Consider the following 20,838-nt stretch of genomic DNA (forward strand, 5'->3'; position numbering starts at 1 on the left):
GGTGGCGAACGCGCTGGACCGCCCGCTGGGCGACGCGTCCGAATCTCAGGAGAAGTTAAGAGGAGTCGACTCGTCACATCGTGAGCCTCCCTGGGGAGCCCTCCTTTTGTCACTCAGCCGCAGCAGTCGGTTGACGACCTGGTCAAGCGCTGGGTCGGGCGGGCTCACGGAGTGCGGGCGGGGTGGGGTGGCAGGGGGAGGCGGAGGAGGAAGCGGGCGCCGGCGGGGGAATCGGCGAGGGTGAGGGTGCCGTGGTGGCGGGTTGCCAGGTCGCGGGCGATGGCGAGGCCGAGTCCGGCGCCGCCGGTGTCGCGGGTGCGGGCCTCGTCGAGGCGGGTGAAGGGGGCGAAGACGCGTTCACGGTCGGGGGCGGGGATGCCGGGGCCGTCGTCCAGGACTTCGAGGACGGCCCAGTGGCCGTCGGGGCCGTGGTCCTCGGTGAGGGTGACGGTGACGTGGTCGGCGGCGTGGCGCAGCGCGTTCTCCAGCAGGTTTCGGAGCAGGCGGTGGAGTTGGGCGGCGTTGCCGGGGACTTCCAGCGGGCGGTCGGCGTGGACGGTGATCCGGCTGGTGCCGTGCGGGAGTTCGGCGGCGACGTCGCGGGCGAGGTCGGTGAGTTCGACCCGGGTGTGGTGGGCCGGTGCGGCGACGGGTGGGCGGGCGAGCAGGAGCAGGTCGTCGGCGAGGTGCTGGAGGCGGACGGTGTCGGCGCGGGCGGCGCGGACGACGGTGGGCCAGTCGGTGCGGTCGGGGTGGGTGAGGGCGACCTCCAGGGAGGTACGCAGTCCGGCGAGGGGACTGCGCAGTTCGTGGGAGGCGTCGGCGACGAAGCGGCGCTGGGCGGTGACGGCGTGGTCGAGCTTCTCGAGGGTCTGGTTGGTGGTGGTGGCGAGGTGGGTGATCTCGTCGGCGGTGGGCGGGACGGGGACGCGCCGGTCGAGGTGCTGGGCGGTGATGGAGGCCATCTGGGCGCGGATCGCCTCGACCCGGCGCATCGCCCGGGCGGTGACCGCCCAGGCGATGGCGGCCACCAGCAGGACGGCGAAGGGCCCGGCGACCAGCAGCAGCCGCTGGACGGACTCCTGGACGCGTTCGGCGTCCCAGGGCGGTACGAGCAGGTAGGCGGTGACGGTGCGCTCGCCCCGGTCGGGTTCGCCGAAGCCGGACAGCAGGGCGCGGCCGTCGATGCCGCCGGCGCTCTGCCCGTACAGGGGGAGGGTGCGGTGGGCCAGACGGTTCGCAGCGCCGGTGGCGGTGGCGGGGGCGGGGGCGTCGAGCGTGAGGATGCGGGAGACCTGCCCGCCTTCGGGCAGCGGCGTGAGCTGGGCGGCGACCTGGGCACGGAAGGGTTCGAGGTCGGGGCTGACCTCCAGGAGCCGGCCGGAGTCCAGGACGAGGGCGTAGACGCGGTCGCCGAGCAGCAGGCCGCTCGCCGGGACGTGGCCGGTGCGCATGTCCGCGACCGCCACGTCGAGGCGGGCCTGTGCGGCGACCTTCGCGTCGTTCAACTGGGAGTCGTAGAGGCTGTGGCTGAGCCAGAACGCGCCCGTGGTGAAGGCGGCCGCAGCGGCCAGGCCGGCCGCTGCGGCGGAACGGGCCCGCAGCGAGCGCAGAGAGTGCAGTGAGCGCAGCAGCCGCGGCGGCCTAGCCACGGGAGTCCAGCCGGTAGCCGGTACCGCGCACGGTGAGGATGGAGTTCCGGCCGAACGGGACGTCGATCTTGCGGCGCAGCGCGCTGACGTACACCTCGACGATGTTCGGGTCGCCCTCGTAGCCGCTCTCCCAGACCTGGTCGAGGATGGTGGTTTTGGCGACGACCTCGCCGGGGCGTTCGGCCAGGCACTCCAGGACGGCGTACTCGCGGGGTGTGAGGGCGATCGGGGTGCCGGCGCGGCGGCAGGAGCGGTCGGCGGGGTCGAGGACCAGGTCGCCGACGGTCAGCGCGGGCGGGCGTTCGGCGCCGCCGCGGCGGACCAGGGCCCGCAGCCGGGCGACCAGGACCGGGTAGGAGAAGGGCTTGGCGAGGTAGTCGTCGGCGCCGGTGTCCAGGGCCTCGATCTCGTCGTACTCGCCGTCCTTGGCGGTGAGCATCAGGATCGGGGTGGTGACGCCTTCCTGGCGCAGCTGGGCGCAGACCCGGTAGCCGTTGAGGCCGGGGAGCATGACGTCCAGCAGGATCGCCCGGTAGTCGCCGGTGCGCGCGTACCAGAGGCCGGAGCGGCCGTCGTGGACGACGTCCACGGTGTAGCCCTCCGCTTCGAGCCCGTCCCGGAGGGCGTCGGCCATCCGGGTCTCGTCCTCCACCACCAGTACGCGCATGCGTCTCAGCATGTCACGGGGGGTGTCGCGGTTCCTGAAGGTGCTTTCAGGCTCTTTCAGCGGATCTTCAGAGGGCGGGTCGGACGCTTCGGGGGTCGCCCCACGTCCGCCCTACCGCGAGGTGAGCCCCGTGACTCTGACCCTGACCCGCGCACCCCGCGCCACGGTCGAACCCCAGCTCCAGGCCCAGTCCCAGCCCCAGGCCCGGCCGGGCCGGACCGCCCTGCTGCCCTGGGCGCTCGCCGCCGTGCTGTTCGCCGCCTACGGCGCGCTGTCCGTCTCCCGCCATCTGCACCTGCGCACGTCCGGCTTCGACCTGGGGATCTTCGAGCAGGCCGTCCGCGGCTACGCCGAGGGCCGCGCGCCGGTCTCCGAGCTGAAGGGGCCGGGGTTCCACCTGCTCGGGGACCACTTCCACCCGATTCTGGCCACCCTCGCACCGTTCTACCGGGTGTTCCCCTCCCCGCTGACCCTGCTGGTCGCCCAGGCGGCGCTGCTCGCCGTGTCCGCCGTCCCGGTGACCAGGGTGGCGGCGCGGGCGGCCGGTCCGTGGGCGGGCGCGGGCATCGGCGTGGGGTACGGGCTGTCGGTCGGCCTGCAGCAGGCGGTGTCCTTCGACTTCCACGAAATCGCCTTCGCCGTACCGCTGTTGGCCTTCGCCCTGGAGCGGCTGACGCTGCGGAGGTGGCGCGCGGCCGCGTGGTGCGTGCTGCCGTTGCTGCTCGTGAAGGAGGACCAGGCGGCGACGGTCGTGGCCGTCGGCTGCTACCTGTTCTGGCACGGCCGCCGCCGACTCGGTGTGGCCGTCGTCGCGCTCGCCGCCGCCACCGTGGCGCTGGTGGTGCTGGTCGTCATCCCGGCCCTCAATCCCGACGGCGTCTACACCTACCTGTCCAACGTGGGCGGTCCGTCCGACGACCCCGTGACCAGGCTGCTCCTGCCCGCCCAGAAGTGGGGGACCGTCGCCGTACTGCTGGCCCCCACCGCGTTCCTGGCGCTGCGCTCTCCACTGATCCTGCTCGCGCTCCCCACCCTCGCCTGGCGGTTCTGGTCCACCAACCCCGCCTACTGGGGGACGGGCTTCCACTACGGCGCCGTCCTGATGCCGATCATCTTCGTCGCCTTCGCCGACGCCCTGGCCCGGCTCCGCGCACGGCACGGCCTGCGGCGGTGGACGGCCTGCGGCCTCGTGGCCGTCGGGCTCGCGGTGACGGTTGCCGCCCTGCCCTTCCGCCCCCTCGCCGAGCTGGCCCGGCCCGCCACCTGGCAGCGCGACGCGACGGCCGACGCCGTGCGCGGGGTGCTGCGGGTGATCCCGGACGGTGCGCAGGTGGCTGCCGCCAACGGCATCGCGCCCCAACTCACCGACCGCACCCGGGTTTTCCTGTTCCCGTACTACCCCGGAGGCCCCGGCGCGAAGCCCGACTGGGTCGCGGCCCCCGACCACCCGCGGGACGGCCTCTTCCCCGCCGGCCAGGAGGCCGAAGCCCTTCGCGCCCTCCCCGCCGCCGGCTACCGTCCCGTCGCGAGCGCCGGCGGCGTCACCGTCTACCACCTCGGCACGCGGGAATGACGGCCTCCGCGGGAGTGTCGGCCACCGGGGTACGGGCGAAGGACACGTGCGCTGCGGCGGGCACCAGGTAGCCGGCCCCGGCCACCCGGGCCGGCTCCAGGCCGCCGGTGACGTAGTCGTTGTGCACGTGGGTCTCGGCACCGACCTGGCCGCTCAGGTCGTCGGTGCGGCGCGGTCTCCCGGCCCGGCGTCAGACGGTGAGGTGCCTGGTGCCGGGGTCGGTGGCGGCCTCGGGGGTGGTGCCGTGCTGCTCCTCGTCGGGGCGGGCCTCCCTGGGCAGGAGGAAGGTGATGGCGAGGAACGCCACCAGCAGGCACGCCTGGACGATCAGCGCGTGGTGGAAGCCGGTGGTGAAGTCGCCGGTCTTGACCTGGTCGAAGAAGACCGAGCCGAAGACGGCGACGCCGATGGAGCCGCCGACCGCCTGGACCGCGGTCAGGACTCCGGATGCGGAGCCGATCTCCTGGTCGTCGACGGCGGCGAGGATGAAGCTGAACAGGGCGGCGATCACCATGCCAGCGCCGATGCCCGCCACGACGGTGCCGGGAACGATGTCCCAGATGGAGAAGGTGGCGGTGTCGAGGCCGTCGAGTTCGAACCACAGCGCGGCCGCACCGGCGAGTTGGACCAGCGGTCCGATCTGGAGCACGCCACGGCCGATCCTGTTCACGAGGAAAGCGCCGCTGACGGCGCCGCCGATCGCGGTGCCCACCGCGAGGGGCAGGTTGCCCAGTCCCGCCTCACCTGCGGTGAAGTGCCTGCCGATCTGGAGGTAGAGGGTCAGGACGAGCTGGGTGCCGATCATCCCGCCGAAGAACAGGGCGATGCCGCCGAGCCCGACGGTGAAGGCGGGCTTGCGGAGCAGGGCGGGGGTCACCAGCGGTTCGCGGCCCGCGGCGGCCGTTCGGCGCTGCTGAAGGGCGAACAGGGCGAAGCCGATCGCGGAGGCGGCCATGCTCAGCCAGGTCCACAGCGGCCAGCCGTCCTCCTGTCCCTGGTTCAGCGGCAGCACGAGCAGGGCGCACGAGGCCACGATCAGGGCCGCGCCGGTGATGTCGACCCGTACCGTGCGACTGCCCGCCCTGCCGGGGACGAACTTCGCGGCGACGATCAGGGCCGCGACTCCGATGGGCAGGTTGATCAGGAACACCGATCGCCAGCCGAGGCCGAAGAAGTCGCCCTCGATGAGGAAGCCGCCCAGGACCGGGCCGATGATGCCGCCCAGACCGAGGACGGGCCCGAAGATCGCGAAGACCTTGGTGAGCTCGGGCCCGGAGAAGTTCTCCCGCAGCAGGCCCAGGCCCTGGGGCAGCAGCAGCGCCCCGGCGGTGCCCTGCAGCAGGCGGAAGGCGATCAACGACTCGATGTTCGGCGCGAGCGCGCACAGCAGCGAGCTCGCGGTGAAGGCGGCCAGGCCGACCAGGAACATCCGGCGCCGGCCGTACCGGTCGCCGAGGCGGCCGCCGAGGACCAGGCCGGCGCCCAGGGTGAGGGCGTAGCCGCCGATGACCCATTGCAGTCCGACGGGGCCGGAGCCGAGGGACTCCTCCAGGTCAGGGCCGGCGACGTTGACGATCGAAGCGTCCAGGAGGTCCATGATCTCGGCCGTGATCATGACCGCCAGGATCAACCACCGCCACCGGTAGGGCTCGGTGGTGGTGCCGAGGGTGGGGGCAGGGGCGGACACGAGCAGATACCTCCATGGTGAAGTAATTTCACAGTGAAGGTAAAATGATGGAGATAGGTTGTCAACCTGGAATGCCGATGTGACCGCGCGGCGGACGACGAGGGTGGAGGGTCCCGTGGAAGAGGCCAAGCGCGACAAGACCGCGGAACAACGCGACAAGGTCGCGGAACAGCGCGAGCGCCTGACGGAAGCGCTGAGGATCTACGGCACCCACTACACGGAGCTCGGCCGCCGCTTCGCCGCCTGGCTCGGCCTGCACTCCACCGACGCCATCGCGCTGCTCCAGATCACCGCCGCCGAGGAGCGCGGAACCCCCCTGTCACCGGCCCGGCTCAGCGAGCGGATCTCCCTGTCCACAGGAGCGACCACCGCACTCCTGAACCGCCTCGAAGCCGCGGGACACATCACCCGCGCCCGTGAACACACCGACCGGCGCATCGTCACCCTGCGCGGCGGAGGACACATCCGGGAACGGGCGGAGGAGTTCTTCGACCCGGTCGCCCACCGCCTCGACGCCGCGATGTCGAACTACCCGCCCCGGCTCCTGGAGCAGTTCGAAGCGTTCATGGCCGACCTGAACACCGCCTTGGACACCCACCTCGGGGAGCAGGACTCGAAGGCGTCGCACTCCCCCGGCGCCTCCGCCCCCGGCACGTCCGCCCCCAGTCGGGAATGATCCGGACGCTCAGCAGCAGGTGAGCGGTGCCGCGACGCCCCGGGCCGTCGGAGCCTCGGCGTCGGCGATCCGGCCGCGCAGCATCGCGTCCATGACCGCCATGTACCGCTGCGTCCGGGGGCCGCCGAGGAGGAAGGGGTTCGCGGCGCCGGGCGGCTGGTGGCGCAGTTGTTCGGCGCGTTCGAGGCCGTGGTCGTTCGGGTGGTTGGAGAGCTCGACCTCCACGTTCACCCGGCGCATGACGGCCCGGAAGGCGTGGACGGACGCGAGGAAGGTGCGCAGCTCCTCCACCGTCGAGGGCGGGTTGAGGCCGCCCCACAGCATCGCGCTGTGGTGCCTGCGGCCGGCCCGGACGGGGATGACCGGCGAGACGGTGCCGGGGGTGTGGCCCGGAGTGTGGTGCAGCTCGATCGTCGTGCCGCCGAGCGTCAGCTGCTCGCCGTCCGCGATGTCGAGGTCCCGGGCGGGGGCGTCGGCCGGGCGGGTGCGGGCGAGGAGGTCCCAGTCGGCCGGGGACATGTGCACGCGGGCGCCGTAGCGGTCGGCGAGGGTTTGCGCGCCACCGAAGTGGTCCGAGTGGCCGTGGGTGAGGACGACGTGCTTGATCGCCGCCGGATCGGCTCCGACCGCGCGCAGCCCGGGGACGATGATGCCGTCGGCGTCGGCCGGGGAGGTGAGTGCGTCGATCAGCACGATGCCGTCGTCCGTCAGCACCGCCATCGCGGAGACCCAGCCCGCGCTCAGGAGCACGAGGTTGTCGAACAGCTTGACGGGCGCCGGCGCGGGCAGGTCAGGAAGGTCGGAGCCGGGGGTCAGCGCCGTCACCAGGGCGCGCAGCACGGGGTCGTCGCCGGCGAGGCGGCGGGCGCGGTCGTAGTGCGGGCGGGAGGCGGACGGCGCACTCGCGGCGGTGGACGCCGGGGCCGAGGCCGGGGCCGAGGCCGGGGCCGAGGCGGAGGCCGGGGCCGAGGCGGCGATCGGCGCGGCTCCGGCGGCGATGCCCAGGGCGGCGAGCTGGGCGAAGCGGCGTCTGGTGAAGTCGGCGTCCGTGGCGGTCCGGCGGGTGGGGTGGATCACGGCGGTCGGGGCTCCTGGTGGTCGGCACTCATGGCGGTCAGGGCTCTTGGTGGTCGGGGGTGTTGGTGGTCAGGGCTCTTGGTGGTCAGGGGTGTTGCTGCTCGGGGGTATTCAGCCGAGGGCGCCGACGACGGTCTTCGTCGCCTGGGCGATCAGCGCGTCGTCGGAGGTGGCGTCGGCCTTGCCGCGGTCGGACAGGACGACGATCACGACCGGGCTCCGGCCGCCGGAGGGCCATGCGACGGCGGCGTCGTTGCGGGTGCCGTAGCCGCCGTTGCCGGTCTTGTCGCCGACCTTCCAGTCGGTGGGCACGCCCGCGCGGATGTAGGGGGCGCCGGTGGTGTTGCCGACAAGCCAGTCGGTCAGCAGTCGGCGCCGGTCCTCCGCGAGGACGTCGCCGAGGGCGTAGCGGCGCAGGTCGGCGGCGAAGGCGCTGGGGGTGCTGGTGTCGCGGGTGTCGCCCGGGGTCGCCTCGTTGAGGGTGGGCTCGTTGCGGTCGACGCTGGTGGTCTGGTCCCCGAGGTCGCGCAGCGACTGCTGGACGGCCGCCGGGCCGCCGAGCTCGGCCATGACGAGGTTGGCGGCGGTGTTGTCGCTGTACTGGATCGCGGCGGCGGCCAGATCACGCACCTTCATGCCGGTGGCGACGTGCTGCGAGGTGATCGGCGCCCACGACAGCACGTCCTCCTGGCGGTACGCGACCACCTTGTCCAGCTCCGCGTCGGAGGCCTTGCGCAGGAGGGCGCCGGCGGCGAGCGACTTGATCGTGGACGCGAACGCGAACCGCTCGTCGGACCGGTAGGAGATCTCCCGGCCGCTGCCGGTGTCCACCGCGTACACGCCGAGGCGGGCACCGAACTGCTGCTCAAGTCCCTTGAAGGAAGCGCTCGTCGTATCCGCCGCAGGCATCGCGCTGGATACCGCGGCGGGCGTGCCGGCACCCGCATGGCTAGTGAGTCCCGCAGAGCCGCACCCGCTCAGCAGGGTGGCCGCGAGCAGGGCCACGGCGGGCAGCACGGTACGGGGGCGGCGGAGGGCAGTCGTCATCGGTGGTCTCCCAGGTGGTTCGTGTCGTCACCCTCAGCTAAACAGGCCGTCGGGCCATCAGTCCAAGACGACTATGGTGAAGAGATCAATATAAGAATGCCTATGATTGCTGGCCATGGACCTGTTGGGGCACCTACGCCACTTCCGCGCTGTCGCCGAGGACCGGCACTTCGGCCGCGCCGCCGAGCGCCTGCGGATCGCCCAGCCCTCGCTCTCCCAGCGGATCAAGCGTCTGGAGCGCGAGCTCGGCGTGACCCTGTTCGACCGCGGCCCGCGCGGAGTCGAGCTCACCCCGGCGGGCCTGCTGCTGCTCGCGGAGGCGAAGGAGGTGCTGGAGAGCACCGCCCGCCTCCTCGCCACCGCCGCCGACCTGCGCACCGGCCGGGCGGGCACCCTGCGCGCGGCCGTGCCGCCCGAGCTGGGGCCGGCCGTCCTGGCCGCGCTGCTCACCGGCTTCGAGAGCGCCTCCCCCGGCACCCGGCTCGAACTGCGGGAACTGCCGGTCGCGGTCATGGCGCGCGAACTCGCCCAGCACACGGTGGACGTCGCCGTCGTCCGCCACCCGTGTCCGGCCGCCGGGCTGGCGTTCGGGCCGGTCCTACACCAGCCGCTCGGCGTCCTGCTCGCCGCCGGGAGCCCGGACGCCGACCGCCCGGAGCTGGCGGTGGCCGAACTGACCGGCCGGCGCCTGGTGTTCTTCCCCCGCGCCACCGCCCCCGCGCTGTACGACGAGATGCTCACCACCCTGGCCCGGCACGGCTGCACGCCCGAGGCCGTCGTCGACCCGCCCGGCCCGGACGTCGCGGGCGCACTCGTGCTCACCGGCAGCGCCGTCGCCCTGGTGCCACGCACCGCGCCGCCACCGGGTACAGTCTGGCGTCCGCTGACCGGCACCCCGCTGGCCTGGCGCACCTCCACGGCCTGGCCGACCGGGAGCGGCGGGCCCGCCGTCCGGCTGTTCGCCGAAGCCGCCCACGAGGCGCTGACCGAACACGGCGGCCTCCTGCCCCAGCCGCCCAACCCCCCGCTCTTCCCCCGGCCCGCAATGGAGTTCCCGCTGTGACCAGCGACCGCGCCTTCGGCAACCGCGCATCCGGCGACCGCCCCGCCGGCGCCCGCACCGCGCGCGCCCGCATCGCCGCCGCCTTCGCCGACGCCGGCGTCAGCGGCCGGCTGCACGTCCGCGACCTCGACACCGGCACCGAGATCGCCCTCGACGCCGACACCCCGGTCAGCACCTCCAGCGTTCACAAGCTCTGCCTCCTGGTCACGCTCTTCCGCGAGGCCGCCGCCGGACGGATCGACCTCACCCGGCAGGTGGACGTCCCCGCCGCCGGCCGCACCTCCGGAGGCACCGGCCTGGCCGCCATGCTCGACGCCGCCCGGCTCTCCCTGCGCGACCTCGCTTACCTGACCGTCGCCGTCAGCGACAACGCCGCCGCCGACGTCCTCTGGGACGAGATCGGCCTCGACACCGTCAACCGCACCATGGCCGACCTCGGCCTGACCCGCACCGTCGCCGTCCACAAGCTCCGCGACCTCATCGCCGCCCTCGCCGAGGACACCGGCCGGGACTCCCCCGTCGACCCCGCCGTCGTCGCCCGCCTCAGAGTCCTCGACCCCACCTTCACCAACCGCAGCACCGCCCGCGACATGACCACCCTGCTCGCCGCCCTCTGGCACGGCGACGCCTGCCCCGGCGAACACGGCGCCGCCCTCCGCCGCCTGCTCGGCCTCCAGGTCTGGCCGCACCGCCTCGCCTCCGGCTTCCCCTACGACGACGTCCGCGTCCACGGCAAGACCGGCACCCTCCCGACCCTGCGCCACGAGGTCGGCGTCGTCGAATACCCCGACGGCGGCCGCTACGCCCTCGCCATCTTCACCCGCGCCGCCGCCACCACCATCACCCTCCCCGCCGCCGACGCCGCCATCGGCACCACCGCCCGCCTCGCCGTCGACGCCCTACGGGCGATGGCGACCGGAAGGGGCGACGGCCCGCCAGCAGATCAGCAGGTCCGGTGACCTGCGAGGTCACACGACAAGTTCGACTCGCGGTTCAACTCCCGGCGCCCTACTGAACGCTGTAGTTCAGAACACTGGTGGTGCCGTCGGAAGTGGTGTACTCCAGGGTGCCGTCGCCGGTGATGGCCCGGTAGTTCCCGGTGCCACCGACGATCGCCACCGGGAACTGCTTTCCGGGGTTGGGGACGGTCCGTTCGTGCATGGTGCTCACGTGCACTTCCCCGCCGACCAGGCGCAGGATCGCCTTGTGGTGGAACTTCATCGGGCGATCTCACCAAGACATTACCCAAGCGCGCGAGGAATGGATGAGCTCTGCGAACCTCGACCGCTTCTGCGAGGTCCAGGGCTACCCGGGCGACCGTCTCCCCGCCCCGGAGCTCCCGGGAATCCCCCTCAAGCCGCGCGGACGCATTCGCTGACCTGCGCATTCGACGGGCGCGGAGTGCGGCAGCCCGACTGCCGCACTCCCCACCTGCAGCACTCTCGGCACCCTCACGAGAGCGGGGCATCCTTCCTCCCTATTGATCAGAAACTTAATTGGTCCAATACCAGGAATCTATTGGCGATCTTGTGTGGGGTGCTGACAGGTCGTTCGCTCGGCGGTTCGCTGGAGTGGAGCGGGGTGGTTTCGGGGAGAGGGGCGGAGATGTCCTTGCGGGTCTGGAGTTTCCAGGGCATTCCCCGGCGAACGGTGGTGACGGCGTGGGCGGCGTGCCCGAAGGGCACGCCGGCGATGCTGATACGGGACCGGCTGGATGTGGCGTTCGAGGACGGGGAGTTCGCCGACCTGTATCCGAAGCCGGTCGTCCGGGGTTGTCACCCGGGCAGTTGGCGCTGGTGTCGGCGCTGCAGTTCGCGGAGAACCTGTCGGACCGCGCGGCCGCGAACGCGGTCCGCACCAGGATCGACTGGAAGTACGCCTTGGGCCTGGACCTGGACGATCCCGGGTTCGACCACTCGGTGCTGTGCGAGTTCCGGGCCCGGCTGGCCGAGGGCGACGCGGCAGACCGGCTGCTGCGGGTGATGCTGCGTCGGCTCGTGAAGGCCGGACTGCTGAAGGCCGGCGGCCGACAGCACACCGACGCCACCCACGTGCTCGCGGGTGTGCGTACGCAGCCGGCTGGAACTGGTGGGCGAGAGCTTGCGGGCCGCACTCGAATAGCTCGCCCAGGCGGCCCCAGACTGGCTGCTGCCGCTGATCGAGCCGGAGTGGGACAAGCGCTACGGTCGCAAGGTTGAGATCGGCAGGGTCCCTGACGGGAAGGCCGGGGTCACCGCTCTGGCCGAGACCTTCGGCCGGGACGGGCAGAGGATCCTCACCGCAGCCTGGAGCGCCGACGCCCCGCCCCGGCTGAAGGCGTTGGCGCAGGTAGAGATCCTGCGCCGGGTCTGGGTCCACCACTACGTCTGGGACGCCCGCGGGCGGCTGTGCTGGCGCGACGGCCACGCCCTGCCGCCCGCCTCGCTGCGGTTCGACTCCCCGTACGACACAGACGCGCACTACTGCGTCAAACGAGACACCGCCCGGTCCGGCTACCGCACCCATTTCACCGAGACGTGCACGTCAGAGCTGCCGGAGGTGGTCGTACACGTGGCCACCACGATCGCCCCGGTCCAGGACGGCGAACTCACCCCCGTGATCAACAACGACCTGGCCGCGATCAGCCTCACCCCAGCCGAGCACGTAGTCGACGCCGCCTACACCAGCCCCGCGCACATCGAACCGCACCCGCCGGGTGCACGGCATCACCCTGTTCGGGTGGTCCACGGCTGGCCGTTCGCCCGGACGAAATGTGCCCGTGAGCCGGCGGGTGGGATGCCCAACCTCCTCGCGATTCGCCGTGCCAGCAGACGACAGTCTCACTTCGCGGCGCAGTCCGGGCTGTCGCCAGCGAGGATCTTCAATGCCGCATGTCAACGACCGTGCGCGCCTCAAGCAGTACGAGAATCTGCTGTCCGTGCCCCGTGATGTGCTGCGGGCGGCCACGGTCAACGGACGGATCGAGTTGGATACCAGAGACGCCGGCCAGGAGAACTTCCAAGCTCTCTTGTGAGACCTGCTGTTCAGCCCCAGTCACTCTCATCCGTGGGACCACCGCGGCGGGAGGTCTTTCCGTGGTCTCGCCGGGTACGTCGAGTGGATCATGCCCGCGCCACACCGGCTGACGATCCAGGCCAGCGTGGCTCCACGGGTAGCGAACTACCTGCTGCCAAAGGCCGTGACCTACGCTGACGGCCCACATCTGCACTTCGGCATCCCGGGCCCCGGGTGAGGAACGCCTCGGCTGCTCTGGATCTTTTGTCGGTGAGTGTTCGCGTGTCGCTCGGCGGGGACCCGTCCGGAGTTTCCCGGGCATGGTTTCCTGGCCGAGGCAGCGAGCCGACGGTGACACGGGAGGCCAGGTGGCGGGTCCGGGCGGGTTCCCCTCGCGGGGGGTGTGGCGGCGGCCGGCATTCCGGTGGGTGGACGTGCTGGTGGTCGTGGCACTGGTCGCGTTCCTGTACGGTCTGCTGCGGCTCGCCCCGTCACTGAACGCGCCGTTCCTGCCCAGCACGGCTCCTGACACGGTGTCGACGGACCCGGCGAACCTGCCGTACTACGCGGTGCGCTCGCTGGTGCGGATGTTCGCGGCGCTGGTGGCGTCGGTGGTGTTCACCTTCGTGTACGCCACCGCCGCGGCACGGCTTCGGCGGGCGGACAAAGTGCTGCTGCCAGTGCTGGACATCCTGCAGTCCGTGCCGGTGCTGGGCTTCCTGTCGGTGACGGTGACCGCGTTCATCGCCCTGTTCCCCGGCTCGATCCTGGGCCTGGAGTGCGCCTCGATCTTCGCGATCTTCACCGCGATGGCCTGGAACATGACCTTCGCCTTCTACTACTCCCTCGTCTCCCAGCCCAAGGAGCTGGACGAGGCCGCGCGGGTGATGCGGCTGACGAAGTGGCAGCGGTTCTGGCAGCTCGACGTGCCCTCCGGGATGATCCCGCTGGTGTGGAACGGCATGATGAGCTTCGGCGGCGCCTGGTTCTTCCTCGCCGCCTCCGAGACCATCAGCGTCCTCAACCACCGCTACGCGCTGCCCGGCATGGGGTCATACGCCGCGGCGGCCATCGCCGCCGGCAACCTGGGCCAGGTCGGCATCGCGATCGCCGTGATGGTGGTCATGGTGATGGGCGTGAACGTGCTGTTCTGGCGGCCCATGGTCGCCTGGTCGGAGCGGTTCCGGGTGGAGGAGTCGGAAGCCGCCGAGCGCCCCCGCAGTCTGATGCTCGACCTGTTGCGCCGCTCAAGCGTCCCCGAACGGCTCGGGCGCCCGTTGCTGCCGATCGGCCGCGCGCTGGACCGGGCGAGCCGGCCGTTCGGGCTGGCCGAGCACCCGATCGGCGGGTCGGCGGCGCGCGAGCGGACGGGGGACGTGTTCTTCGCCGGTGCGGTCAGCGTGCTGGTGCTCTTCGGGGCCTGGAAGGCGTTCGCCTACGTCAGATCCACGGTGGGGCTCGCGGAGTTCGGACACGCGCTGGCTCTGGGAGCGGCGACCTTCAGCCGGGTCATCATCCTGATCGCGTTCGCGACGGTGGTGTGGGTGCCGATCGGCGTGTGGATCGGCATGAACCCGCGGGTGACCCGCTTCGCCCAGCCCGTGGTGCAGGTCCTGGCGAGTTTCCCGGCGAACTTCGTCTTCCCGTTCGCCACCGCCGCGTTCGTCGCGCTGGGCATCTCGCTGAACGTCGGCGCGATTCTGCTGATGGCGCTGGGCGCGCAGTGGTACATCCTGTTCAACGTGATCGCCGGCGCCTCGGCCATCCCCACCGACCTGCGCGAGGCGATGACCACCTTCCACGTCGGCGGGAGACTGAAGTGGCGCACCTTCATCCTGCCCGCGATCTTCCCCTCCTACGTCACCGGCGGGATCACGGCGGCCGGCGGAGCGTGGAACGCCTCCATCGTCGCGGAGGTCGTGACCTACGGCTCCCACACGCTGACCGCCACCGGCCTCGGCTCCTACATCACCCAGGCCACCGCCACCGGGGACTTCCCGAAGATCCTGGTCGGCATCGTGGTGATGAGCCTGTACGTCGTCGCCCTCAACCGGCTGTTCTGGCGCCGCCTCTACCGCATCGCCGAGACCCGCTACTCCCTCTGACCTTTCGTACCAGCGAGCGAGGCAGGACCCGTGACCACCGACCACCCGCGCACCCCCGGCCCCCGTCCGACCGGCGCCACGATCGTGCGGGCCGAGCGGGTGACCAAGACGTTCACCACCCCCGACGGCCGGGAGCTGCCGGTCCTGGACGACATCGGCTTCCACCTGGCGGAGGGCGAGATCGTCGCGCTGCTGGGCAAGTCCGGCTCCGGCAAGTCGACCCTGCTGCGGTGCATCGCCGGGCTGATCGCCCCGTCCTCGGGCACCGTCGCCTACCGGGGCGAGCCGCTGACCGGTGCCAACCCGGGTGTGTCGATGGTCTTCCAGTCCTTCGCTCTGCTGCCCTGGCTCACCGTGCAGCAGAACGTCGAACTGGGCCTGCACGCCCAGGGCGTCGGTGAACAGGAGCGGCGCGAGCGGGCGCTGAAGGCGATCGACCTGATCGGTCTGGACGGCTTCGAGTCCGCCTACCCCAAGGAACTGTCCGGTGGCATGCGCCAGCGCGTCGGCTTCGCCCGCGCCCTGGTCGTCGAACCGGACGCGCTGCTGATGGACGAGCCGTTCTCCGCCCTGGACGTGCTGACCGCCGAGAACCTGCGCAACGAGCTGGTCGGCCTGTGGGAAGGGCATGAGGCGCCGGTCAAGTCGATCCTGATCGTCACCCACAACATCGAGGAAGCCGTCCTGCTGGCCGACCGCATCCTCGTGCTGGCCGCCAACCCCGGCCGCATCCAGGCCGAACTGCGCGTCGACCTGCCCCGCCCCCGCAACCGCCAGGACCCGCACTTCGAATCCATCGTCGACACCGTCTACGGCATCCTCACCGGCCGGGAGGAAGCTGCCGTCGCCGCAGTAGAGCCTGCGACGACCGGTGGTGCCGAGCGGCCCGCCCCGACCCCGACCAGCGCGCCGCTGCCAGAGGTCAGCGTCGGCGGGCTGGCGGGCCTGCTGGAAATCCTCGTCGCCCGCGGCGGCGAGGACGGCCTGGCGGAGATCGCCGACGAACTCAACTTCGAGATCGACGACCTCCTGCCCCTGGTCGACGCCGCCGAACTGCTCGACCTCGCGCGCACAGACGGCCCCCGCATCCGCGTCACCGACGCCGGCCGCGAGTTCGCCGCCGCCGACATCCTCACCAGCAAGCAGCTCTTCGCCCACCACGCCGCCAGCCGCGCCCCGCTCGTGCGGGCCATCGTCCAGGCCCTGGCCGCCACCGACGATCACACCCTGCGCGAAGGGTTGTTCCTCGACCTGCTGCGGCGCGGTTTCTCCGCCGAGGACGCGCGCCGCCAGCTGGACACCGCCATCGACTGGGGCCGCTACGCCGAACTGTTCGACTACGACTCCGGCGACGGCGAACTCACTCTGGAACCCGGCGCGCAGGACGCCCTGTAGGCGGGGTGCGTGCCTCAGTCCTTCCGGCGGGCCGCGCGTCGGCGAGCAGGCGGACCACGCCGGCGGGAAGGCTCAGGTGGCGCGCGATCCAGCCGGCGTCGTGGCCGTGGGTGGCGAACACCCACGCGGTGTAGAGCGTATTGAGGCTGGGCGCGTGCGCGCTCAGCACCAGCGGCCGGACCGCCTCCATCGGGAAGCCCTCCAGGCTGTGGGCGCTGAACCACGAATCCTGGTCCGCCTCCGCCTGCGGCACAACAGGGTGGCGTCGTCTGCGCAGCCGCTGCCACAGCACGCCGGCCACGGCAAGGCCCGCGACGCCGGCACCGAACAACGCGCCGCCGACCACCGGCCGGTCGCGGGCCGGCAGCACCACCAGCGCGACGACCTCCAGCAGGAGCAGGGCGATCACACCCAGCACCACCGCGCCCTCACCGGTTCGCGGGCGGGGCACCGCTCTCATTCGGATCACCTCTCCTTCCGATCAGTCTGCCAGGCACCCGGGGAGGCGTCGGGTCCTTGACGCGCCACTGACGCGTGGTCAGGCCAGGGCCTGGTGCTTCGTGTCGCCCTCCTCCAGGTGCCAGTGCAGGTCGCTGACGCCCGGCTCCAGGCAGAGGCGCGAGATGACCGGCTCCAGTGCTTGGGCGACGTCGCCGTTGACGGCGACCGTGGCCCGCAGGCTGGCGACCTCGCCGCGCTCACGCCGGGCACGCAGCCCGGTCGGTGCGAGGCCCGACGCACTGAGGGCCTGCAGAAGCAGCGCACGGATGTATGCCTCGGCGCCACGTTCGCACTCCAGGTGGACGGCCGCGCGCATGGTGGAGTCGGGGGCCCGCGCCCTTGAGGAAGCCCGGATCCGCTGCGTCCTGGTCGCACCCTCGAAGATGGAGCGCCCCGCCGGCGACCGGATCCTCGACGCTGCCGGTGGTCCCGTCTCTGCGGCCATGGAGATGACCGGCGGCGACGTATCGGGCAGTCCCACGAGGGCATCGTCCAGGCCCGCGACGAGTGGCAGGCCGCCACCGACCGCTGCGGCGCCGTCCAGGGCTGTCCGGGCAACCGCCTCCCCGCCCCGGAGCTCCCCGGCACCCCCCTCAAGCCCCGCGGCCGCACCCGCTGACCCGCGCGTTCGACGGGCACGGAGTCGCTGCGTGCCTTGGCTGCGGGACAACCCTCAGCGAGTTCGGCCACCTCACCGCCCGGCCGGTTCATCCTCACGCCCCGGCGGTCGGCCGGGGGCGTGAGGACGCCACCCCGCCCTCACCCGGCAACACCCGACACGTCATGCGCGAACTCGCCAGCCCCACCCCCCTCTCCCAGCCAGGTGCCCCCAACACCTGTCGCGCGCAGTCGGCGGTCGGACCATCACCCCACGTCAGAGCAGCCGGTAGGCGATCTCGGTCGACGGCCCATCCGCCCGGCCCCGGAACCACTTGCGACACACCAGAACAACACACCCCACGCCTCGCCGAAAGTCCGGATGGAAATGACCGAGAACAAGTAAGGTCGAGGCTTGTTCGATTGACCCTCACAAAGGCGGTCTGGATACTGATCGAGCACGACGCAACCGAAACTCGTTGCGAAGCGAACTCCGATTCGAAATTTCATCCGGCTGAGGAGAATCCATGATCTCGAAAGCGAAGAAGGTCGTGAGCTCGTTGGCGATGGCCTTCGCCGCGGCGGCCACGCTCACCGTGGCCGTGCCGTCCGGCAACGCCTTCGCCATCGACCACGTCCAGTGTGACGGGAGCCGCAATGACTTCCTGAAGATCTGGTCGCACCTCGACGGCCGTGACAGCGTCGACTGCTACGCGAACGGGGGGACGATCGGCTTCGGCGGGTGGTGGATCGACCGGATCTCCACGGGGAACAACGACCTGGTCTACTCCGACGCCAACGGCGACTCGGTGAGGGTCAACCGCTGGACCGACATCACGTACCCGAACCGCCCGCCGAGGGTCAACTCCATCCAAATTCTCTGACGAACCGGCGGAGCGGGACCCGAACGGAAATTTGTCCGGCCGCATCACCGCAAGTCCCCGCAGCGCTTTGATCGCCGTCGAATTTTCTGTGACGTGAATTCGCTCAATTCCGGTCCACCGGCGCCGGCCATGCCCTCCAGGGGCTGGCCGGCGCCGGCATGTGGTGTCACGGCTGCCCGCCGAGCCCCAACTTCCGCACCCCGAAGGGGGAACCCCAGGTGTTCCACAGAGCCCATCCTTCGGGCCTGTCCTCGACCCCGAGGCACGAGCACACCTCCTCGTAGCTCTCGGGCAGCAACGGAGGTCTCGGAAACCGGGTGCGACAGCACGGCCCCGCCTGGCTTCACCGAGGCGGCGGCGTGAGCGGTGCCGCCGCCGGACGTGGCGAGGCCGGTGTCGTCCGGGAGCGGTGGCTTCCGGACGGCACCGGCCTCGTGGGGGCGAGCAGGTCTACCAGCGGCGGCGCGGCGGTGCCGGGTTGAGCTTGGCGGTGAGCGCCGAGAGGAAGGTCGGGAGCCTGTCGACCATGGCCTTGGGGACCGGGGTGGTCTGGACGGTGTCCCGCCGCACGTCCTGGAGGACGAGGGTGTAGGTGCCGTTCTCCTCGACGAGTTCGGCGGCGTAGAGCAGTGTTCCCGTTGAGGTTTCCATCAGGGGCCCTGGCTAGGCTCGGGTGTCGTTGAGCCAGGCGGTCCACGCCGCGGTGGCCTGCTGCTCGTCGGCGCCCTCGGCGAACAGGTGGTGGCCGAGCCAGATCGGCACGTTCCAGGTGCTGCCGTTGAAGAACCGGTAGAGCGCGTCCGGGCCGCGCAGACCGACGAAGTCGATGCTGAGCCAGTCCACGACCACCTCCTGGCGACGGCCGTCCGGGCCCGGGAGGTGGAGCGGCAGCCGGTCCCCGACGGCCGTGTCGTCGGGGAGGCCGAGGCGGCGACGCAGGGTGGCGAAGTCGGCCGGGTCGGCGGTGGGTTCGGGGCGGTGGGCCCTGACGTAGACGGCGGGGCGGCCGGCGAAGTGCCGGAGGTACTCGGCGAGGCCGTGCTGGTAGAAGTCGACGTACTTCTCGGCCACGTCCGACTTGGCGTCCCACCTCCAGGCCTCGTCGACGATGCCCGTGTGCACCCAGTGGATCCCCATCCGCAGGCGGCTCGTTCCGCCGTCGGCGGGCTCGATGCGGTAGCTGAGCGTGTTGGAGAAGCCGCCGTCCTGGGCTGCCCGGACGGCGAAGTGCCGCGGCGGCTCCCAGGCCACGACGGTGGAGTCGCCCCGGGTGGCCTTTCCGCCGACGCGCGGCTCGACCTCCATCGGGTACAGCCAGCCCAGGTTGCCGGCGCCGGTGGCGACCGCGTCCCAGACCTGCTCGGGTGTGGCGGGCAGGTCCTGTTCCCGGCGGACCTCGAACTCTCGGGCCATGGTCGGTGCTCCTTCGTCCTCGTTCATGGGTCAGTAGGTGAGCGGGAGGGCGCTCAGGCGCCGTTGCAGCGGGTTGGGCCGCCAATCGAGCACAGCGTCGTCGGCCAGCCGCAGCTCGGGCAGCCGGCGGACCAGCGTGCCGACGGCCACCTCCGCCTGGAGCCTGGCGAGCGGGCCGCCGAGGCAGAAGTGCGGGCCGTGGCCGAAGCTCAGGTGCCGGTTGCCGGGGCGGGTCAGGTCGAGCCGGTCGGGGTCCTCGAAGCGCTCGGGATCGCGGTTGGTCGCGCCGAGGAACAGGTACACCAGCTCGCCCTCGCGCAGTAGTTGCCCGCCGATCTCCAGGTCCTGCGCGACGACCCGGACGATCGCCTGGGTCACCGTGTCGTAGCGGGCCAGTTCCTCGACGGCGCCCCGGACCAGCCCCGGATCCGCGCGCAGCCGGGCCAGCTGGTCGGGGTGGCGCAGCAGGGCGAGCATGCCGTTGCCGACCAGGTGGGTGGTGGTCTCGCCACCGGCGGTGATCAGGACGAAACAGGTGGACAGCAGTTCGGAGTCGGTGAGCCGGTCGTCCTGCGTCTGGGTGGCGACCAGGGCGCTGATCAGGTCGTCACCTGGCTCGGACCGGCGCCGGCGGACGAGCCGGGCGAGGTACTCCTCGTACTGCCCGATCGCCTCCTCGGACTTGTCGATGTCCTCGCCCAGCCGGCCGAAGCGGCGGAACCAGGTCTCGACCTGCGGACGGTCCTCGGGCGGGATGCCGAAGAGCTCGCAGACCACGGACATCGGGAATGGGGAGGCGACCGCCTCGATCAGGTCCATGGTGGGCCCGGCCGCGACCGCCTCGTCGATGAGCCGGTCGACGATCCGCTGGACGCCGTCGCGCAGGGCCTCGACCCGCCGGGCGGTGAACGCCCGGTTGGCCAGCCTGCGCAGCCGGGCGTGGTCCGGCGGGTCGGTGTTGGACATCACCCGGCCGAGCCGGTCGGAGAGCCTGCTGAGGGCCTTCAGGTCGCCGCCCAGGCCGCCGAGGGCGCGGGTCATCCGGTCCCGGTCGTTGGACAGCCGCAGGTCGCTCAGGGCGGCCTCGACGTCGGCGTACCGGGTGAGGTACCAGATGCCCTGGTCGCTGCGGTGCACGGGGCTCTCGCGCCGCATGCGGGCGTAGAACGGGTACGGGTCCCACCGGGCCTCGGGGGTGAGCAGGTCGGCGGCGAGGTCGTGGGGCGGGGCGAGGCCCGCCGTGGGGCGGGCCTCGTCCGTGGTGTCGGTCAGGTTCACTGCGGGCCGCGCTACTTCCTGGCGTCCATGGCGTCGGCGAGGCTCCTGGGCCGCATGTCGGTCCAGGACTTCTCGACGTACTCCAGGCAGGCGGCGTTGGTGTCGGGGCCGTGGGCGATGGTCCAGCCCTCGGGGATGTCCGCGAACTGCGGCCACAGCGAGTGCTGGTTCTCGTCGTTGACGAGCACGAGGAAGGCGCCGTCCTGGTCGTCGAAGGGGTTGGTCATGG

The 20,838-nt window shown here is 71.8% G+C and carries 21 protein-coding genes and 2 pseudogenes; 11 read left to right on the top strand and 12 right to left on the bottom strand.

Features of this window, described 5'->3' with window-relative positions; genetic code table 11:
• Window positions 1-164: 164 nt before the first annotated feature.
• Both A6F73_RS32405 and A6F73_RS32410 read right to left on the bottom strand, forming a co-directional pair.
• Window positions 165-1,652 carry a HAMP domain-containing sensor histidine kinase gene (locus A6F73_RS32405; RefSeq protein WP_079136456.1) on the bottom strand — a complete coding sequence of 496 codons (1,488 nt, stop codon included), beginning with the start codon at window positions 1,650-1,652 and terminating at the stop codon, window positions 165-167.
• Entirely contained in the window at window positions 1,645-2,319 is a 675-nt protein-coding gene (locus A6F73_RS32410; RefSeq protein ID WP_063351942.1) for a response regulator transcription factor, read from the bottom strand. Before A6F73_RS32410 ends, A6F73_RS32405 begins: the two co-directional genes overlap by 8 nt.
• Before the next feature lie 130 nt (window positions 2,320-2,449).
• Here A6F73_RS32410 and A6F73_RS32415 point away from each other — a divergent pair, with 130 nt between their 5' ends.
• Window positions 2,450-3,892, top strand: coding sequence for a DUF2079 domain-containing protein (locus A6F73_RS32415; protein WP_244293784.1), 1,443 nt, complete (start codon window positions 2,450-2,452; stop codon window positions 3,890-3,892).
• 190 nt (window positions 3,893-4,082) lie between these two features.
• On the opposite strand, the gene A6F73_RS32420 is transcribed toward A6F73_RS32415, so the two are convergent.
• Window positions 4,083-5,579 (bottom strand): MFS transporter, encoded by a 1,497-nt coding sequence (locus A6F73_RS32420; protein WP_063351943.1) that lies wholly within the window; start codon window positions 5,577-5,579, stop codon window positions 4,083-4,085.
• Window positions 5,580-5,694: 115 nt separating this feature from the next.
• Between A6F73_RS32420 and A6F73_RS32425 the strand changes: the two genes are divergently transcribed.
• Window positions 5,695-6,255: a MarR family transcriptional regulator gene (locus A6F73_RS32425; RefSeq protein ID WP_063351944.1), complete on the top strand. Its 561-nt coding sequence runs from the start codon at window positions 5,695-5,697 to the stop codon at window positions 6,253-6,255.
• Window positions 6,256-6,264: 9 nt separating this feature from the next.
• On the opposite strand, the gene A6F73_RS32430 is transcribed toward A6F73_RS32425, so the two are convergent.
• Entirely contained in the window at window positions 6,265-7,332 is a 1,068-nt protein-coding gene (locus A6F73_RS32430) for an MBL fold metallo-hydrolase (protein WP_208869229.1), read from the bottom strand.
• 111 nt (window positions 7,333-7,443) lie between these two features.
• Window positions 7,444-8,379, bottom strand: coding sequence for a class A beta-lactamase (bla, locus tag A6F73_RS32435; RefSeq protein WP_063351945.1), 936 nt, complete (start codon window positions 8,377-8,379; stop codon window positions 7,444-7,446).
• Window positions 8,380-8,494: 115 nt separating this feature from the next.
• On the opposite strand from bla, the gene A6F73_RS40920 reads away from it, so the two are divergent.
• Together A6F73_RS40920 and A6F73_RS40925 are read left to right on the top strand one after the other, a co-directional pair.
• Window positions 8,495-9,442: a LysR family transcriptional regulator gene (locus tag A6F73_RS40920; protein ID WP_063351946.1), complete on the top strand. Its 948-nt coding sequence runs from the start codon at window positions 8,495-8,497 to the stop codon at window positions 9,440-9,442.
• A 71-nt stretch (window positions 9,443-9,513) separates the two neighbouring features.
• Complete coding sequence (locus tag A6F73_RS40925; RefSeq protein ID WP_063352706.1) at window positions 9,514-10,401, top strand: serine hydrolase; 888 nt, start codon at window positions 9,514-9,516, stop codon at window positions 10,399-10,401.
• Window positions 10,402-10,450: 49 nt separating this feature from the next.
• On the opposite strand, the gene A6F73_RS41845 is transcribed toward A6F73_RS40925, so the two are convergent.
• Window positions 10,451-10,663 (bottom strand): hypothetical protein, encoded by a 213-nt coding sequence (locus A6F73_RS41845; protein ID WP_063351947.1) that lies wholly within the window; start codon window positions 10,661-10,663, stop codon window positions 10,451-10,453.
• Between A6F73_RS41845 and A6F73_RS43610 the strand changes: the two are divergent.
• The 5 genes and pseudogenes from A6F73_RS43610 to A6F73_RS32470 form a co-directional block, all read left to right on the top strand.
• Window positions 10,641-10,820, top strand: a pseudogene (locus A6F73_RS43610) (pirin family protein); the annotation flags it as partial. The gene A6F73_RS41845 and the pseudogene A6F73_RS43610 overlap by 23 nt on opposite strands.
• 292 nt (window positions 10,821-11,112) lie before the next feature.
• Window positions 11,113-11,640, top strand: a complete 528-nt coding sequence (locus A6F73_RS41850) for a transposase (protein ID WP_279634981.1) — start codon at window positions 11,113-11,115, stop codon at window positions 11,638-11,640.
• 121 nt (window positions 11,641-11,761) lie between these two features.
• Window positions 11,762-12,370: a hypothetical protein gene (locus A6F73_RS41855; protein ID WP_159398649.1), complete on the top strand. Its 609-nt coding sequence runs from the start codon at window positions 11,762-11,764 to the stop codon at window positions 12,368-12,370.
• Window positions 12,371-12,864: 494 nt separating this feature from the next.
• Window positions 12,865-14,541, top strand: a complete 1,677-nt coding sequence (locus A6F73_RS32465; RefSeq protein ID WP_244293785.1) for an ABC transporter permease subunit — start codon at window positions 12,865-12,867, stop codon at window positions 14,539-14,541.
• Window positions 14,542-14,571: 30 nt separating this feature from the next.
• Window positions 14,572-15,936 carry a nitrate/sulfonate/bicarbonate ABC transporter ATP-binding protein gene (locus A6F73_RS32470; RefSeq protein ID WP_063351950.1) on the top strand — a complete coding sequence of 455 codons (1,365 nt, stop codon included), beginning with the start codon at window positions 14,572-14,574 and terminating at the stop codon, window positions 15,934-15,936.
• On the opposite strand, the gene A6F73_RS32475 is transcribed toward A6F73_RS32470, so the two are convergent.
• The gene (locus A6F73_RS32475; protein WP_063351951.1) at window positions 15,902-16,396 is read right to left on the bottom strand and encodes a hypothetical protein; all 495 of its coding nucleotides are present in this window, start codon (window positions 16,394-16,396) and stop codon (window positions 15,902-15,904) included. The genes A6F73_RS32470 and A6F73_RS32475 overlap by 35 nt on opposite strands.
• A gap of 78 nt (window positions 16,397-16,474) precedes the next feature.
• Entirely contained in the window at window positions 16,475-16,882 is a 408-nt protein-coding gene (locus A6F73_RS32480) for a hypothetical protein (protein WP_347878571.1), read from the bottom strand.
• A 21-nt stretch (window positions 16,883-16,903) separates the two neighbouring features.
• On the opposite strand from A6F73_RS32480, the pseudogene A6F73_RS43615 reads away from it, so the two are divergent.
• Together A6F73_RS43615 and A6F73_RS32485 are read left to right on the top strand one after the other, a co-directional pair.
• Window positions 16,904-17,056 (top strand): annotated as a pseudogene (locus tag A6F73_RS43615) (pirin family protein); the annotation flags it as partial.
• A 505-nt stretch (window positions 17,057-17,561) separates the two neighbouring features.
• Complete coding sequence (locus A6F73_RS32485; protein ID WP_063351953.1) at window positions 17,562-17,918, top strand: beta/gamma crystallin domain-containing protein; 357 nt, start codon at window positions 17,562-17,564, stop codon at window positions 17,916-17,918.
• Between the two features lie 450 nt (window positions 17,919-18,368).
• Here A6F73_RS32485 and A6F73_RS32490 read toward each other — a convergent pair whose 3' ends face one another.
• The 4 genes from A6F73_RS32490 to A6F73_RS32505 are packed head-to-tail and all read right to left on the bottom strand — an operon-like array spanning window position 18,369 to window position 20,836.
• Window positions 18,369-18,569: a hypothetical protein gene (locus tag A6F73_RS32490; protein WP_063351954.1), complete on the bottom strand. Its 201-nt coding sequence runs from the start codon at window positions 18,567-18,569 to the stop codon at window positions 18,369-18,371.
• Window positions 18,570-18,581: 12 nt separating this feature from the next.
• Window positions 18,582-19,331, bottom strand: a complete 750-nt coding sequence (locus tag A6F73_RS32495; RefSeq protein ID WP_063351955.1) for an SRPBCC family protein — start codon at window positions 19,329-19,331, stop codon at window positions 18,582-18,584.
• Between the two features lie 30 nt (window positions 19,332-19,361).
• Complete coding sequence (locus A6F73_RS32500; protein WP_063351956.1) at window positions 19,362-20,609, bottom strand: cytochrome P450; 1,248 nt, start codon at window positions 20,607-20,609, stop codon at window positions 19,362-19,364.
• Between the two features lie 11 nt (window positions 20,610-20,620).
• Window positions 20,621-20,836 (bottom strand): MbtH family protein, encoded by a 216-nt coding sequence (locus tag A6F73_RS32505; protein WP_063351957.1) that lies wholly within the window; start codon window positions 20,834-20,836, stop codon window positions 20,621-20,623.
• Between the last annotated feature and the right edge of the window lie 2 nt (window positions 20,837-20,838).

Source organism: Streptomyces sp. MJM8645 (assembly GCF_001625365.1).
In the GTDB taxonomy this organism is placed as follows: Bacteria; Actinomycetota; Actinomycetes; order Streptomycetales; family Streptomycetaceae; genus Kitasatospora.